Annotated in this window: 16 protein-coding genes; 8 read left to right on the forward strand and 8 right to left on the reverse strand. The window is 69.6% G+C overall.

The genetic code is table 11. From position 1 onward, the window contains the following. Positions 1–109: 109 nt before the first annotated feature. Positions 110–781: an alpha/beta hydrolase gene (locus ACZ7M7_RS15585; RefSeq protein ID WP_472116741.1), complete on the forward strand. Its 672-nt coding sequence runs from the start codon at positions 110–112 to the stop codon at positions 779–781. A gap of 58 nt (positions 782–839) precedes the next feature. On the opposite strand, the gene ACZ7M7_RS15590 is transcribed toward ACZ7M7_RS15585, so the two are convergent. The 5 genes from ACZ7M7_RS15590 to ACZ7M7_RS15610 form a co-directional block, all read right to left on the reverse strand. Continuing rightward, on the reverse strand, positions 840–2,303 hold the full coding sequence (locus ACZ7M7_RS15590; protein WP_472116744.1) for a glycoside hydrolase family 43 protein: 1,464 nt from the start codon (positions 2,301–2,303) through the stop codon (positions 840–842). Positions 2,304–2,575: 272 nt separating this feature from the next. Further along, on the reverse strand, positions 2,576–2,890 hold the full coding sequence (locus ACZ7M7_RS15595; protein WP_472116747.1) for a DUF3040 domain-containing protein: 315 nt from the start codon (positions 2,888–2,890) through the stop codon (positions 2,576–2,578). Between the two features lie 123 nt (positions 2,891–3,013). Beyond that, positions 3,014–5,263, reverse strand: coding sequence for a protein translocase subunit SecD (gene secD, locus ACZ7M7_RS15600; protein WP_472116750.1), 2,250 nt, complete (start codon positions 5,261–5,263; stop codon positions 3,014–3,016). A gap of 591 nt (positions 5,264–5,854) precedes the next feature. Then, on the reverse strand, positions 5,855–6,520 hold the full coding sequence (locus ACZ7M7_RS15605) for a response regulator (protein ID WP_472116753.1): 666 nt from the start codon (positions 6,518–6,520) through the stop codon (positions 5,855–5,857). After that, the gene (locus ACZ7M7_RS15610; protein ID WP_472116757.1) at positions 6,517–7,470 is read right to left on the reverse strand and encodes a HAMP domain-containing sensor histidine kinase; all 954 of its coding nucleotides are present in this window, start codon (positions 7,468–7,470) and stop codon (positions 6,517–6,519) included. The genes ACZ7M7_RS15605 and ACZ7M7_RS15610 overlap by 4 nt, the downstream gene beginning before the upstream one ends. 344 nt (positions 7,471–7,814) lie before the next feature. Between ACZ7M7_RS15610 and ACZ7M7_RS15615 the strand changes: the two genes are divergently transcribed. The 5 genes from ACZ7M7_RS15615 to ACZ7M7_RS15635 all read left to right on the forward strand — a co-directional run bounded on the left by ACZ7M7_RS15615 (position 7,815) and on the right by ACZ7M7_RS15635 (position 10,634). Continuing rightward, the gene (locus ACZ7M7_RS15615; RefSeq protein ID WP_383612210.1) at positions 7,815–8,141 is read left to right on the forward strand and encodes a TraR/DksA C4-type zinc finger protein; all 327 of its coding nucleotides are present in this window, start codon (positions 7,815–7,817) and stop codon (positions 8,139–8,141) included. Positions 8,142–8,189: 48 nt separating this feature from the next. After that, the gene (locus ACZ7M7_RS15620) at positions 8,190–8,564 is read left to right on the forward strand and encodes a TraR/DksA family transcriptional regulator (RefSeq protein ID WP_383612207.1); all 375 of its coding nucleotides are present in this window, start codon (positions 8,190–8,192) and stop codon (positions 8,562–8,564) included. After that, on the forward strand, positions 8,561–9,385 hold the full coding sequence (locus ACZ7M7_RS15625) for a hypothetical protein (RefSeq protein WP_383627881.1): 825 nt from the start codon (positions 8,561–8,563) through the stop codon (positions 9,383–9,385). Before ACZ7M7_RS15620 ends, ACZ7M7_RS15625 begins: the two co-directional genes overlap by 4 nt. 290 nt (positions 9,386–9,675) lie before the next feature. Next, positions 9,676–10,053, forward strand: a complete 378-nt coding sequence (locus ACZ7M7_RS15630) for a PadR family transcriptional regulator (RefSeq protein ID WP_383612202.1) — start codon at positions 9,676–9,678, stop codon at positions 10,051–10,053. Between the two features lie 14 nt (positions 10,054–10,067). Then, positions 10,068–10,634, forward strand: coding sequence for a hypothetical protein (locus tag ACZ7M7_RS15635; RefSeq protein ID WP_472116762.1), 567 nt, complete (start codon positions 10,068–10,070; stop codon positions 10,632–10,634). 470 nt (positions 10,635–11,104) lie between these two features. Here ACZ7M7_RS15635 and ACZ7M7_RS15640 read toward each other — a convergent pair whose 3' ends face one another. The 3 genes from ACZ7M7_RS15640 to ACZ7M7_RS15650 all read right to left on the reverse strand — a co-directional run bounded on the left by ACZ7M7_RS15640 (position 11,105) and on the right by ACZ7M7_RS15650 (position 13,287). Continuing rightward, positions 11,105–11,890, reverse strand: coding sequence for a TSUP family transporter (locus ACZ7M7_RS15640; RefSeq protein WP_472116765.1), 786 nt, complete (start codon positions 11,888–11,890; stop codon positions 11,105–11,107). A gap of 240 nt (positions 11,891–12,130) precedes the next feature. Beyond that, the gene (locus ACZ7M7_RS15645; RefSeq protein ID WP_472116768.1) at positions 12,131–12,508 is read right to left on the reverse strand and encodes a VOC family protein; all 378 of its coding nucleotides are present in this window, start codon (positions 12,506–12,508) and stop codon (positions 12,131–12,133) included. Further along, the gene (locus ACZ7M7_RS15650; RefSeq protein WP_472116771.1) at positions 12,505–13,287 is read right to left on the reverse strand and encodes an arsenate reductase/protein-tyrosine-phosphatase family protein; all 783 of its coding nucleotides are present in this window, start codon (positions 13,285–13,287) and stop codon (positions 12,505–12,507) included. The genes ACZ7M7_RS15645 and ACZ7M7_RS15650 overlap by 4 nt, the downstream gene beginning before the upstream one ends. A gap of 202 nt (positions 13,288–13,489) precedes the next feature. Between ACZ7M7_RS15650 and ACZ7M7_RS15655 the strand changes: the two genes are divergently transcribed. After that, positions 13,490–14,101 carry a TetR/AcrR family transcriptional regulator gene (locus ACZ7M7_RS15655; RefSeq protein WP_472116774.1) on the forward strand — a complete coding sequence of 204 codons (612 nt, stop codon included), beginning with the start codon at positions 13,490–13,492 and terminating at the stop codon, positions 14,099–14,101. Further along, positions 14,098–14,508 carry a DUF6069 family protein gene (locus ACZ7M7_RS15660; RefSeq protein ID WP_472116777.1) on the forward strand — a complete coding sequence of 137 codons (411 nt, stop codon included), beginning with the start codon at positions 14,098–14,100 and terminating at the stop codon, positions 14,506–14,508. The genes ACZ7M7_RS15655 and ACZ7M7_RS15660 overlap by 4 nt, the downstream gene beginning before the upstream one ends. Positions 14,509–14,704: the final 196 nt, after the last annotated feature.

Below are 14,704 nucleotides of genomic sequence, written 5' to 3' on the forward strand. Positions count from 1 at the left end.
CGTGAATCGGTGGCCTCCCCTGGCCACACGGAGCGTCAAGCGTAGCTTTGGAATCGGCCCCTGTGCGAACCCTCTAGGCTGCAGCGAACGCGGCACTTCAGGAGGATGGATGGGCGGCAACGAACGCACGTCCGCGGCCACGCGCAAGAGCGCAGCCGCGCTGCTGGCACGACGCCGCCCTCCCTCGGTTCGCGCAGCCGTGTTGTTCCTGCACGGCGGCAAGGCGCACAGTCGGGCCACGTCGCGCAGGTGGTATCCCTCGCCGGTCCGGATGAGACCCTTCGTGCGGGCTGTCGCCGCGGCTGTGCCGGATGACGATGTCCTGCTGGCAGAGGTGCGCTACAGAGTGTGCGGCTGGAACGGTCACGACGCTGATCCTGTCCGCGACACCCGGCAGGCGCTCAGGGAACTGACCGCGCTGGCCGAAGACGTACCGGTCATCCTGGTCGGCCACTCCATGGGAGGCCGTGCGGCGTTCCGCGCGGCCGACGACCCGCGAGTACGGGCGGTCCTCGCGCTGGCGCCCTGGTGTCCGGAAGGGGAGCCGGTGGCCCACCTGCACGGCAAGGACGTGATCGTGCTCCACGGTGACCGCGACCGAGTCACCGATCCGCGCGCGTCGGCGTCGTTCGTGAGCCGCGCGCGTGCGGCCGGCGCACGGGCCGAGCTGAAGATCATGGCCGGAGGGGGCCACGCCATGCTCCGTCGGAGCGGCCACTGGCACCGCACCGCCGCGTCGACCGTGGCCGGCCTGCTGGCCGACGGAAACGCGACCCGATGACCCGGTCGCGTCCCACCCGCCCGCAGACGGCCCGTTCGTCTCCCCGGTACGTGGACTGTCAGTCGGTGTAGACCTCGGCGCGGTCCACGCTCACGAACGCCGCCGCGGAGGAGGAATTACGTTCCCCGGTGACGCGGACCTGCAATGTGTGCGCGCCGTACGGCAGGCGTGGACTGAGGTACTGAACTGTCTCACCGGTGCGGATCGCTCCGTAGAAGTCGACGCGTTGTTCGGCACCGCCGTCGATGCGGATGGCCGCGATTCCGTTGCCTGTGTCCTTCACGGACAGCAGCGCGATCCTGGTGCCGGTGAAAGTGAACGTCGCGGTGTTGCCGGCCCGATCACTCCAGTGATCGTCGCTCCAGAAGCACTGCGCCGCGCAGCCCGTGCCCGAGTTCCAGGCACCCTGGTAAGTCACTGTGCCGCTGCCACTGGAACGGCCGTCATCGTTGATCCAGTAATTGCCCGACCCGGGGTCGCCGGCGGGCAGGTCCTGTGTGGCGCCCAGGGCGAGCGGGGAGCCGAGGTCCGGGCTGCCGTCGGCACGCCAGCCGATCTTCTGGGCCCGGGTCGTGCGGTTGGTGTAGGTGAAGTCCGACGTGGTCTTCGCGTGGTAGATGATCCAGTCCTCCGTTCCGTCGGGAGAACGGAAGAAGGAGTGGTGACCGGGACCGAACACGCCCCTGGCGTCGTTGCGCGAGAAGACGGGCCCGCTGTGCTGGGTCCAGTTGCCGGGCACCAGAGGGTCGGCGCCATTCGGCAGGGACATCATCCACACCTGGTAGTCGGGCTTGCCGGTGTCGCACGCCGAGTACGTCATCCAGGTGCGACCGTTGCGATACAGGAACTCGGGGCCCTCACGGACCTCGGGGCATCCTCCGGCCCCGTCAAGGGCAATGGCGTTGCCGGAGACGGTGTACGGGTTCGACATCGGCGCGATGTTCAGGCCGTTGTGCTGGTAGGCGTTGATGCCGCTGTAGGCGAGGTAGAGCTTGCCGTTGTGCTGGAGGATCCCCGGGTCGATGGCGAAGTCGTTGGTGTGGTTGGGCGGGGTGAGCTTCGCCTTGAAGTGATACGGCCCCGCCGGGTCGTCGGCCTGCGATTCAAGGACGTACAACCGGTGGTGGTCGTCCACTCCGTCATCGGCCGTGTAGTACATGTACCAGCGGTTGTTGAAGCGGTAGAACTCGGCTGCCCAGATGTGCTGGTTGCGTGAGGCGTCGCTGTCTTTCCACACCGTGATCGGGTCGCCCGCGAGCAATGTGCTCAGCGAGGAGGAACGCCACATCTTGATGCTGTCGCCCTGAGTGGTGGTGAGGTGGTAGGCCCCGTTCGCGTACGTCATGAACGGGTCGGGTCCTGTGTTGAGTGGATTGCGGAAGGTTCCCGCTGCCGCGGCTACCGGCGCCCCGTCCGCCGTACGGTCCGTGGCAGTGGCAGTGGCGGCCTGCGGTACCCAGATCAGGCTGACGAGCAGGGCTAAAAGGGCGGTCACCAAGGGGGTGACAGGACGAGCGCGCATCGGCGACTCCCCACATCTCTCGAAGTGGCTTGGCTTGCGGACAGCGCAACATGAGCTGGCGGCTGTCTATGGCACCACGGTCGTTACATCGATGTAAAGAGCGGTGCGGCCAGAGGTAACGGCTCGTCAGCCGACATACCGCACAGATGGCTTGCGATGACGAGAAAGACTCGGCCGGCGCCCGGGCGGTCAAAGGGGACCGGGGACCGCCCGGACACCGGCCGAGTCGATTGCGCACCGGGACCAGTCCTCTGTTTTGTGGTGCCGGGCCGTCATCGAGTGTGGTCGCTTTCGTGACGGGCCGACGTGGGGGAGAACAGGCCGGGGCGATCCGGGCCATGAGGCGGCACGAGTAGATATGTCGCCATGCCGGCCGTGACCAGGCCCGCCGCGAGGAGCAGACCCTGCGGCAGCGTCACGCCCGTGATCAGCATCGCCACGGAGAGCGTCAGCAGGGCCCAGGCCCGGCCTCGTCGTCGCCGGTCCTCGCGCGGCTGAAGCCCGCTTCTCGGACTGCGGGCGGCATGAGGGCCGCTTGGCCGCGTACGGGTTTCGTCGTGCAGAGGGTCGGTACCGGGGTGGGGCATGACTCCCTCCTTGCGGGAACCGGCAGGTTGGGCTCTACACCACCGTCACACGCAGCCGCGCGGCTTCACCATCGGGCGCAGTACCCATTTCGGAGGGGGCGTACGGACCCCACCGTGCGCAGGTCATGGGTTACGGCCTCGGTGGCCTGCGCGTTTGTGGAGTTCGATGGCGAGGGGTGTGGCGGTGAACATGGAGGAGTAGGTGCCTACGGCGAGGCCGATGAGCAGGGCGAGGGCGAAGTCGGTGAGGGAGTCGCCGCCGAGGACGGCCAGGGCTGTGAGGATGAAGGCGGCTCCCATGCCCGTGTTGATGGTGCGGGGCAGGGTCTGCAGGAGAGCGCGGTTGGCGATGGCTGCGAAGGGTGCCTTGTGGTCGCGTCGGCTCAGGTCCCTGATGCGGTCGAATACGACGACGGAGTCGTTGACCGAGTAACCGATGACGGTGAGCAGCGCGGCGAGGAAGACTCCGTCGATGGGTTTTCCCAGCCAGGCGAAGATGCCGGTGAGGATCACCACGTCGTGGGCGAGGGCAGCCACCGCAGAGGTGCCGAACAGCCAGCGGAAACGTGCCGCGAGGTACAGCAGTTGAGCGCCCAGCGCGACTGCGAGAGCGATCAGAGCACCCTGGCGCAGTTCCTTGCCGAGGCTGGGGCCGATGGCTTCGTCGCGGAGCTTGTCGACGTCACCGGCGAGGGCGCCGATGGTTTGGGTGACGGTGGCCGCTTGCGCGTTCGTCAACTGGTCGGTGCGGACGGTGAGCTGGGTGTCGCCGGATGTCTGGACGACGGCGCGGGGGAACCCGGCGTCGGCCAGGACGGTGCGGGCGCGGTCGGGGTCGACGGGGCTCGCGGTGGTGTATTCGATGAGGCGGCCTCCGGTGAATTCAATGCCGAAGTCAAGGCCGCGTGCGGCGATTCCGGAGGCGGCCAGGACCAGGACGGTGGCGGAGGCGGCCAGCCAGCGCCGGGGGCTGCGCATCAGATGGGGGTTGGTGCGGGTGAGGCGGTCGCGGACCGCACCGGTGTGGGCGATGCCGGTGAGGCGTGGGCGGCGGCGCAGCCAACGCCGGGAGGCGGCGTACTCGGCAAGGGCGCGGGTGATGACCAGGGCGCTGAACATGGAGGCGAGGACGCCGATGCCCAGGGTGACACCGAAGCCGCGCACGGGCCCGGAAGCGAGGAAGAACAGCAGGCCGGCGGCGATGAGGGTGGTGACGTTGGAGTCGGCGATCGCGCTGAAGGCGCCGCGGAATCCCGCGGTCAGGGATGAGCGCGGGCTGGGCCGGTTGCGGGAGGCGTACTCTTCGCGGGCGCGTTCGAAGACGAGGACGTTGGCGTCGACGGCCATGCCGATGGCCAGAACGAACCCGGCGAGACCCGGCAGGGTGAGGGTGGCACCCAGGGCGGCCAGGGCGGCGTAGGAGATCAGGCCGTAGCAGGCCAGCGCCATGGTGGCCAGAGCTCCCATGAGCCGGTAGATCACGATGATGAACAGCGCGGTCAGCGTGGTGCCCGCGGCGGCGGCCCAGGCGCTGGCGGTGATGGCCTGCGCGCCCAGGGTGGGGCCGACGGTGCGCTGTTCGACCGTTTCGACGGGTACGGGCAGAGCACCGCCGTTGATGAGCAGGGCCAGTTCCTTGGCCTCGTCGTCGGTGAAGGATCCGGTGATCTGGGTGGTGCCGCCGCTGATGCCGGAGCCGCATCCGACCGAGGGGTCGACCTGCGGCGAGGAGATGATCTTGTTGTCCAGGACGATGGCGACCCGGCGGGATGGATCCCCTGCAGGGTGGCAGGCGGCCTGGCCGGTCAGGCGGGCCCAGCCGTCGCTGCCGGAACCCTCGAAGTCGACGGCGACCTGCCATCCGGCAGCGCTCTGCTGGTCGAACCGGGCGGCTGCCTCCTTGACGTCCTTGCCGGTCAGCGAGGCTGCTTCAAGACGCAGCAATTGGCCGGACTCGTCGGCCAGAACTTGCTGGCGGGGCCGTTTGGGCAGCGGTTCGGCGGTGTCGTCGGCATTGGTGGCCGTGCCGACGACGCGGTGGAAGGTGAGCTGGGCGGTGCGGCCGAGCAGGTCCGCGGCCTCGGCCGGGTCCTGTACGCCGGGCAGTTCGACGACGATCCGGTTGTCGCCGGAGCGGGCGAGGGTGGGTTCGGCGACGCCGAGCGCGTCGATGCGGCCGCGCAGCACCTCCAGGGTTCGTTCGGTGGCTTCGCTGTCGGCGTCAGCGGTGTCGGTGGGGCGGGTCTCCAGCACGATCTGTGAGCCACCGCGCAGATCGAGTCCGAGGTGGACAGGGACGGTGAGGGCGACGTACAGCGACAGGGCGAGAGCAGCGAGGGCGAGCAGCCCTCGGATGCGTAGGGCGCGGGTCAAAGTGGGCCTCCGGCAGGCGCACCACGGCCAGGACAGTGGCAGCGGTGACGAGGAAGTTGGGAGAGGTTCAGGTGCCTGAGGCCGGAGGTGGTGCCCGCCCTTGGTGACGGCTTGTCAGGTGCGGAGATGCCGGCCGGTTCGCCGTCGGCAGGGACGTGTGTGCGGACCGCGGCGGGCTGTAAGCCCTGCAGTACGAGGCGCGGGTGGTGGTGACCGGCGGTGCAAGACGCTCGTCGGGGATGTCGCGATGGCCTCGGACCAGCGCGTTGCAGACAGCGAAGTGCCCATCGTCTGCGTAGGGTTCGCCCGCGGCGTGTGCAGCTCCATGAGTCAGGGCCGTGCTGTCGGTGAAGTCAGGGGTGCCCTGCGCCGGCGGGCTGACCACCGCAGCGAGGAGGGCCAGGAGGACAGCGATCACCGCGGCTGGGCCGAGGCCGCCCGCGCGGGGGACGGCTTGCAAGGACCGTGCCATGCGCCGCCCCCTTCTTGGTTTGGTGATCCCTCGGTGAACGCGGGGCTGTCGGGTACCTCAAGGTCCCGGCTGGGGAGTGGCAGCCGGAACCTTGAGGCAGTTCAGAAGAGCGAACCGCGTCAGGGCTCGATGAGGCCGGCGCGGATGGCATAGCGGGTGAGTTCCAGACGGTCCCGCAGGCCTAGCTTGTGCAGCAGGTTCGCCCTGTGCCGGTGGACGGTCTTGATGCTGATGAAGAGCATCTCGGCGATCTCCTTCGACGAGTGGCCCTCGGCAACGAGCTTGAGCACTTCCTCTTCCCGGGGCGTCAGCACCTGGTCGGGAGCTTCCTCGCCCTGGCGGACGCGGTCGAGGTAGTTGCGGACGAGGGCGGTGACCGCACCCGGGTAGAGGAAGGGCTCGTCACGCGTGGCCGCCCGGCAGGCGGCGACCAGGTCGCGGTCGGCCACGGACTTCAGCACGTATCCGCTGGCGCCTGCCTTGAGCGCCTGGAAGAAGTACTGCTCGTTGTCGTGCATGGTCAGCATCAGCACGCGCAGGTCCGGCTTCAGCGCGATCAGTTCGCGGGCGGCCTGCAGGCCGGTCATCCGGGGCATGGCGATGTCCAGCACGGCCAGGTCGACCTCGTGGGTGCGGGCCAATGCGATCGCCTCGGCGCCGTCGCCGGCCTCGGCGACGACCTGAAGGTCCGGCTCCTGATCCAGGATGAGCCGCACTCCGCGCCGCACCAGCGCGTGGTCGTCGGCGAGGAGAATCCGGATCACGGGCGTGTCGGTTGGGGTCATGGCTGCTTCCTGGGAACGGGCACGGTCAGCCGGACCTGCGTGCCGGCCGCCGGCTGGGAGGTGACATCCAGCGTGGCCCCGATGAGCAGAGCCCGCTCGCGCATCCCGCGGAGCCCCGCGCCCTCCCGTGAGACTCCTGTCCCTCGGCCGTCGTCCGCAACGGCCAGCACCACCGTGCCGTCGGTGTGGCTCAGGCTCACCTCCACCCGGTCGGCCTCGGCGTGGCGGGCCACGTTCGTCAGGGCCTCCTGAGCGACGCGGTACAGCACCAGTTCGGTTTCCTGATCCAGTTCGGGCAGGCCGACATCGAAGTGGCGCACCACGCGCAGCCCGGTGTGGGTGGCGAACTCGGTGGTCAGCGAGGTGAGGGCGCTGACCAGGCCGAGATCATCCAGTACGCCCGGCCGCAGCCTGCGCACCAGGCGGCGGACCTCGCCCAGGCTCTCCCGGGTGATCTCCTGAGCCTGCTGGAGCTCACCGCGCAAGGGCTCATCAGCGTCGTCCGCTGCCCGTTTCAGCGTCAGCAGGACCGCGGTCATGCTCTGGCCGACCTCGTCGTGGAGTTCCTGGGCGATGCGGCGCCGCTCGGCCTCCTGCGCGAGCAGTGCGCGGGCGCTGCTCGCGGCCCGCTCATGCTCAAGCCTCTCCAGCATGGCGTTGAAGGTGCGGATCAGCTCGGCGGTCTCACCGCGGCCGTGCTCCGGCAGCCGCTGCCCGGGGCGCAGAAGGTCGACGGTGGTCATCAACCGGGTGAGCCGGTCCAGGGGGGCGAGCCCGATGCGCAGCAGGGCCGCGTTGGCGATCAGCATGACAGCCAGGCCGGCTACGAGGATGATCGCCTCGGTCAGCAGCACCGGTACGGAAACCGTGACCGGAGCCCACAGCAGCAGCGCGGTCGCGCCTCCCAGCACCACGGCGTTGAGAGCGAAGATCCGCCAAAACAGGGACACCGGGATGACGCCTTCCTTTTCGTGACACGGCTCTGTCCGTCTTGTCGGTCACCGCGTTCCCCGAGCTTGAGCTGCGGCCACTGCTCCGACCGGCCTGCTGCCAGCCTGCCCCGCCCAGCTGGATCCGTCGATGGGCTCCAATGCCCATTTCCGCACCCCGGCGTGCATACGGCGCGGTGGGGCCGGTCTCTGCCGCAGATGGGTATCGCGCCCGATGGGTTTCACGCGGCGTATCGGCCACGGTGGGGGCATGACCACCAACCGTGATCCCCCGACACCTCGGCTCCCCCAACCGCTTGAGTACGCCATCCGCGCCATCCGCCTTTTCGAGGTAAGGACCCACCATGTCGCTCGATACGCCCCGCACCGCAACCCGTCCCGAGCGTCTGACGGCGCACGAGGCCCGCCAACGCCTGGAGCACGAACGAGGCTCCCGGCTGACGCAGCTACAGGCCATGGACGAGGCCGGGCCTGACGCGACGGAGCAGCTGATGGCCGTACAGAAGGACACGATTGAACGGGTCCTCAAGGAGATCGAGGCTGCCTTTGCCCGTGTCGACGACGGCAGCTACGGAATCTGCCTGGGCTGCTCCGCACCCGTCCCGGTCGAGCGCCTGGAGATCCTGCCCTACACACGGTTCTGCGTCTCCTGCCAGCGCAATGCCGCCTGACCCAACCGCCCACCCAGTCTCCGTCTCCCGCCCTGCCCGAGGGGTGAAGTGGTGAACCAGCAGATCATCAGCGGCCGCGACACGACCCTGTCGGTCGAGGACCTTGCCGCGCTGCGCGAGAACCTGCACGAGCAGCGTCTGTTCCGCCAGGAACAGCTCCAGCAACTGACAGTCCCCGCCACGAGCCGCACCGAGGCGCTGCTCGACCGGCGGGCCGCTTCTCAGCTCGAAGTGCACGTCAAGCTCGCCGCCTCCGCCCGCATGGTGCTCGCCGACGTGGAAGCGGCCCTGACGCGGATGGATCAGGGCAGCTACGGCACCTGCCACCTGTGCCGCAGGCCCATTGCCCCCGAGCGTCTGATGATCGTGCCGCAGGCCCGCTACTGCGCCCGCTGCCAGCAAGTCAGAGAGGCCGGACGATGACGACATCAGCCCGACCCCGTGCCGCGACCGGCCCGAACCGCGCCTGGCCCTTGTACCGACAGCGTTCCGGCATCGCCCTCGACCTCGGAAGTGCCCGAACGCGCGCCTGGGTGTCCGGCCGCCGAACAGTCCTCGACGTGCCCACGGTGACATTGCCCGGCGACGGCACGATCCACCCTGTCCTGCGCGGCACCATCGTCGACACCCCCGCCACCGCCCGGATGCTCGACCGCTTGCTCGGCCACCTCCTGCCTCGCTTCGGCAGTCGCCTGATCGTCCTGACCACGCCCGTCCTGGGTGGAGTCACCTTCCGGAAGGAGGCCCGCACCGCACTGGAGCCCCTAAGGCCACACACCGTGCTGACCGTCCCCTCCGCGCGAGCCGTGGCCACGGCCGCCGGTGCCGATCTGACCCGGCCGCTGCTCGTGGTGGACATCGGCGCCGACATCACCGAGGTCGTCCTGCTGGCCGACGGCACCGTGACCGATGCCCGCCACGCCGTCCTGGGCACCAGCGACCTGGACAGCCTCACCCCGCCCACGCAGATTGCCGACGCGGTCACCGCGATGGTGACCACCATGCTGGAGGAGGACCACACCGCGCAGACGCTCGACGCCCTGCAGCGAGGTGTACTCCTGGCCGGCGGAGGCGCGCTGCGCCCCGACATCACCTACCCCCTCACCGCGCGGCTGCACGCCCCCATCAAGCCCGTCGCCGCCCCGCACACCGCCGCCGTCCGCGGCGCAGCAAGACTCCTCGAGGCCGCGCACACCCACCCGTCGACGACCGGAACCACCGAACTCCCCGGGTTCTCGCACTGACTTCGGGCTACGGCTGTCGCCCTCGCCGGCTGGATCCTCGCCACCACCGTCGCGGCCGGACTCGCACGCTGGCCCGGAGATAAGTCGACAGGACACATCGGGCGAGCTCCGGGTCGGTGCAGGCCGTGCGGCCGCGGACGTGGCCGAGCGGCCCGGCCAAGCTGCCCGGCCGGGCGACCTGTTGTGGACCAAGAGGCCGCCGTCCGCGTTCGCACCTGCGCGTTCGGAGTCATTGCCATGCACTGCAAGTATCTTGCGACGCATGGCAATGCCTGACTATCTTGTACCGCATGACAAAGGGGCGGCCCGCCAACGGTGACCAGCGTCGTAGTCAGATGCTGCGCGGAGTGCTCGATCTGTGCCTGCTGTCACTGATCGCCGAACGGCCGCGCTACGGCTTTGAGTTCGTGACGGCACTCGCCGACAGCGGGCTCGATCTCGTGAGCGAGGGCAGCATCTATCCGTTGCTCGCCCGGATGGAGCGCGAGGGACTCATCTCCTCGTACAGCGCCCCGTCGGCCAGCGGTGGCGCCCCACGTAAGTACTACCGCCTGACCGAAGCGGGACGTACCGAACTGACCAGCGGCCGGGCCGTGTGGCACGCCTTCAGCGGGCGTGTGGGGCGGATCCTGACCGACAACGAACCCACGGGGGGAAGCGCACCATGACGGATCAGCGCACCATGACGAACCAACAGGTACTCGCGGTCTGCCGCAGCAACTGGGAGTACCGGGGCATCGACGACGGATCCGTCCGGGAGATGCTCGACGAGCTCTCCGCTCATCTGGAGGACGCGGTGGCCGCAGGCCGCAGGCCCCAGGATGTCGTGGGCGACGACGTCAAGGAGTTCGCCGCGTCCTGGGCGCGGGCCCGCGCTCCGCTCCCCCGCCGGCTGCTGCGCACGGCCGCGATGGTCTGCTTCGTGATCGGCTGCCTGCTGCTGGCCACGTGTCTGGTCCGGTGGACCACCGAACGGGTCGTGAGCGTTGACGAGATCGCCTTCTGGGCCGTCGTCGCATCGGTCACCGTCGCCTGGGAACTGCGGCGCGGCCGCCTGGGGCTCGGTAAGAGTCTGGCGGTCGCCCTTGTCGCCGGCTTGGGCGCAGTGCTGCTCTCCCAGTGGCTGGTCGGCGACAGGGCGCTGTTCACATTGCCACTGTGGGTGGCTCCGGCACTCCTCCTTCCCGGACTGCCGTACGCCGTCGCCGATGCGCGGAGCAAGAAGAGCAACGCGCCCGGCGTCGACTAGGAGCCGCCCGTCCGATCAGGCGACTGTCCGGCTGTTGTGTCGTTGTCCCAGACATGGCCGCAAGGTGACTTGACGCGACCTGCCCGGTGGGTCCGGGCCATGGAAAACGATCCTGAACGCCACCGGCCGTGGTCGGCCGACGCAGCAGGTGCCATCGACTGGGATATCGCGGTGAACTCCACCATGGTGCCTGCGCATCAGGTGCGCGGCCGATGGGCAGCGCCCGACTGGACGGTGGCGAGGGCGACGGGCACGGGGGGTGTGGGCGTCCTGGCCGGTGACGTACGGGCCGCCAGGGACCGGCGGTGTCGGCGCAGTCGTCCGGTGGAAGGCATGACGGGTGAGTTGAAGCCTGCCCGAACGATGCTGGCCATGCCTGTGCCTGCGCCCGCTATGCCCCGGGGGATGGGCTGGCGAGCCGAAGTTATGGGCAGGGTTTCTCGCCGTCGTAGTTCCCTACTGGCGTGGGCTCAGTTGAGGGTCTGGGCGGCGTACAGGGCGCCGAGGGCTGTGGCGAGGGTGCCGAGTAGAAGCCGTAGGGCTCGTTCAGGCAGTCGGGGTTGGAGGCGGGCCCCGAGGTTACCGCCGATCAGTCCGCCGATGCCGCAGGCGAGGCCCAGCCACCAGTCGGGGGCGACCTCTCCGGAGCTCACGAGTGACAGCAGCGCGTAAGCGGCGGCGCCGACAAGCGAGGTGGCGAAGGTAGCGGCGAGCGCAGCCGGGGCGACGCGTGCGACGGGCAGACCGCTCCCGACGAGGATCGGGCCGAGCAGCGAACCGCCGCCGATGCCATAGATGCCCCCGAGCACGCCGACCGCCAGTGCGAGACCGGTGAGCGTGCGAGGCGCCAACTCTCCGGCGGAGGGCGGCCGGTGATGTGCCGGGGCGAGGGCGCGTAGGCACAGCCACAGACCCAGCGGCAGCAGCAGGGTAGCGATCAGGAGCCGGAAAACCTCCGGGCCCGGCAGGGCGAAGACGCGGATGGCAGCGCCGAGGACGACGCCGGGCAGTGAGCCCAGCACCAAGCGCCGGGCGAGGTCGCCGTGCAGGGCGCCGTCGCGGCGAAAGCGCCACAGGGCACCGGGCCCGGCGACGACGTTGAACAGCAGGTTGGTCGCGCTGACGGCCGGGTTGGGCACGCCGAAGACGCTCAGCTGGATGGGCAGGAGGAACACCGCGCCGGACACGCCGACCGGGGCGGTTACGGTCGCGATCAGCAGGCCGGCGACCAGCCCTCCCAGCACTGTCCAGTCCACCGTCGCCCCCGGCCCTTCGATCGCCTGCCAAGTATTGGCGCCCGAATGGGAAGCGAGACGGCTTGCAACAAGATGTTCATGATCAGCCGAGTGTTGCCGGGCGGGACGAGCAACGCTCGGATGCAGCTGCCGTCCCGGACGCGACGCTGCAAATGATCGGCCGCCCGGGTGCTGAGCAGTTTCGATGCCCGTCGGCCTGCGGGTGGAATCCAGATTGCGGCGAGTGTGAACGCCCTCTTCTCAGTGGGCGGGTTCAAACAGTTCGATCAGGTTGCCGGCGGGGTCGGTGAGCAGGATCTGGCGCCCGCCTGGGCCCGAAACCACATCGCTGCGGAAGGTGAGTCCGGCGCTACGCAGCCGGTCGACCTCGGTGTCGAGGTCGTCGACGATCAGGTGGATGCGATTGCCCCCAGCCCCGAGGTCGCCGGGGGTGGCGCGGGCACCCGAAGTGGTCGGGCCGGACAGCAGCAGCCGTAGCGGACCGCGAATCACGTCGGCGAAGGCGGGGGCGGGGTGGCTGCGGAGGGTGAAGCCCAGGTGGTTGGTGTAGAAGTCGATGGCCGCCTGGACGTCGTCGACGAGGTAGCGGACGCTGGCGAACTGGTCGGGGGTGGTCACGGCTGAACCTCCTGTGGCGTGGGGATGAGCAGCGGCAGCAGATAGCGGATGCGCGTGTCGATCTCTGCTGCTGTGCGAACGAACGCGGGGTAGCCGACCGGGCCGGGGCCACTGGCTGCGGCGGGGTCGGGGATGCTCCAGTGGACCAGCCGTGACTGGTCGCCGAAGTCGGGGCAGACCTCGCGGACCTTGTCGCACAGGCTGATCACGTAGTCGAAGCGCCGGCCGAGCAGGGTGTCCAGGTGCCGCGGACGCTGCCCTGAGATGTCGATTTCGTGCCGCTCACGCAGGACCTGTACGGCGTCGTTATGGATCCGGGTTTTGGGGTGGCTGCCGGCGCTGGTCACCTCCACCTGACCGTCGGTGCGGTGGCGCAGCAGCGCCTCGGCGATCGGTGAGCGAGCACTGTTGCCCGTACAGGCGAACAGGACGGCGGGTCGTCTCGGCGGTGGCTGCGAGAGTCGTGGCGGTGGGGTCGGGGCGAAGCCCAGCGCCGGGTGCAGGGCGGTGCCGGCGCCGGCGAGCGCGTGTGCGCATTGCTGCAGGTCCAGGTGGTAATAGCTGTCGCGGGCGTCGAAGCTGCTGCGGCGGGCGGTGACCAGCCCGCCGCCGCGCAGCAGCCGCAGATGATACGAGACCAGGTTCTGCGGCTGGCCGACCCGCTCCACCAGTTCACGAACCCGGTAGTCGCCCCCGGCCAGCTCGGTCAGCAGCTTCCACCGCAGCGGGTGGGCGGCCAGCTGCACGAACGCCGGGGCGGCAGGTTCCGAGGGCCTCATGCCACCAAAATACATCAATCCCAATTGATGTACCCGACTGTCGGGCGCCTCACCGCTCACTGCCCGAAGACGGAGGCACGCTGCAACGCCGTAGTTGTGGCGTGATGAGGCGCCATCAACAAGCAGCCGAGTGCAGGAGAGGCGATCGGAGTGAGTGCTCACTCATTGACGGAGTGAGCACTCACTCCGTACGCTCGCAGTCATGACGGCACATAAGGAGAACCCAACCACCCGCCGCCGCGCCCCCGCCATGTCGCCGGAGCAGCGCCGCGAAATGATCATCCAGTCCGCGATCCCGCTGATCGCCGAGTACGGCGCCGCGGTGACGACCGCGAAGATCGCCCGCGCCGCGGGCATCGGCGAGGGCACGATCTTCCGGGTCTTCGCCGACAAGGACGAGCTGCTGCAGGCCTGCGTGGCCGAGGCGCTCTCCCCCGAGCACGCGGTCCGCGAACTCGACGCGATCGACCTGTTCCAGCCGCTGCCCGACCGGCTCGCGGAGGCGGCCGAGGCGCTGCAGGCGCACATGTCCAGGATGGGCGCGATCCTCGGCTCGCTGGGGCATCGCGGCGGCAAGCACCCCGGCACGGTGCGCGGCGCGGGCCGCGACGAGTCGACGACCCGTATCCGCGCGGCCCTCGCGGAGCTGCTGGAGCCCGAGAAGGCCGCCCTGCGTCGGCCGCCGGAGCAGATCGCGGCTCTGTTCTTCGGGCTGCTCTTCACCCAGCCGCGTACGGAGGACGAGCCGGACCTGACCCCGCAGGAGCTGGTGGAGGTCTTCCTGCACGGGGCGCTCTCGGGGGGCGCCAAGTGAGCGCGCGGAGAAGGCGCCTGGGGGCTACGGCCTTGGCCGTCCTGGCCCCCGTCCTGGTGTGGCTGGTCGCGGACCCCCTGCTGGGGCACCGGCTGCGGATCTCCGACGGCGAGCAGACGCTCGACATCGGCGCCGTGCCCATTGCGGTCGTCGCGCTGCTCGCGTCACTCTCCGGCTGGGGACTGCTGGCCGCCCTGGAACGGTTCGGGGCGCGGCGCGCCCGCGCCATCTGGACCGGGGTGGCCGGCGCCGTACTGGCCGTGTCCTTCTTGCCGTTCATCGGCGACGGTCTGGACGGCGGTACCCGGGCCTCCCTCGCCCTGATGCACCTGGCGGTGGCGGCGGTGCTGATCCCGGGGCTGGGCGGCACGCCATCCGGTGCGGGAGCCGGTGCCGCCAGGGGGTGACCTCCAGCACCAAAGCCGGAGGGGCCAGGACGAGCAACGGCTACTGTTCGGCGGGCAGTTCACGGCGCAGACATCATTCGTGCTGTCCAACTGCTCAGCCACATCGTGCAGACCCTGCCTTCCACACGTTCCTCCGGTGGCGCGACGCCAACACCCGCCACCCGGGACGTCCTGGTTGCCGAACGTCGTGAACGCG

The organism is Streptomyces sp. NPDC111606, assembly GCF_055656945.1.

Coding starts and splice junctions, on each gene's coding strand:
- ACZ7M7_RS15650 (WP_472116771.1), bottom strand. CDS start 13,287: ATGAGGCCCTCGGAACCTGCCGCCCCGGCGTTCGTGCAGCTGGCCGCC.
- ACZ7M7_RS15625 (WP_383627881.1), top strand. CDS start 8,561: ATGACGACATCAGCCCGACCCCGTGCCGCGACCGGCCCGAACCGCGCC.
- ACZ7M7_RS15590 (WP_472116744.1), bottom strand. CDS start 2,303: ATGCGCGCTCGTCCTGTCACCCCCTTGGTGACCGCCCTTTTAGCCCTG.
- ACZ7M7_RS15630 (WP_383612202.1), top strand. CDS start 9,676: ATGACAAAGGGGCGGCCCGCCAACGGTGACCAGCGTCGTAGTCAGATG.
- ACZ7M7_RS15585 (WP_472116741.1), top strand. CDS start 110: ATGGGCGGCAACGAACGCACGTCCGCGGCCACGCGCAAGAGCGCAGCC.
- ACZ7M7_RS15595 (WP_472116747.1), bottom strand. CDS start 2,890: ATGCCCCACCCCGGTACCGACCCTCTGCACGACGAAACCCGTACGCGG.
- ACZ7M7_RS15635 (WP_472116762.1), top strand. CDS start 10,068: ATGACGAACCAACAGGTACTCGCGGTCTGCCGCAGCAACTGGGAGTAC.
- ACZ7M7_RS15605 (WP_472116753.1), bottom strand. CDS start 6,520: ATGACCCCAACCGACACGCCCGTGATCCGGATTCTCCTCGCCGACGAC.
- ACZ7M7_RS15655 (WP_472116774.1), top strand. CDS start 13,490: ATGACGGCACATAAGGAGAACCCAACCACCCGCCGCCGCGCCCCCGCC.
- ACZ7M7_RS15615 (WP_383612210.1), top strand. CDS start 7,815: ATGTCGCTCGATACGCCCCGCACCGCAACCCGTCCCGAGCGTCTGACG.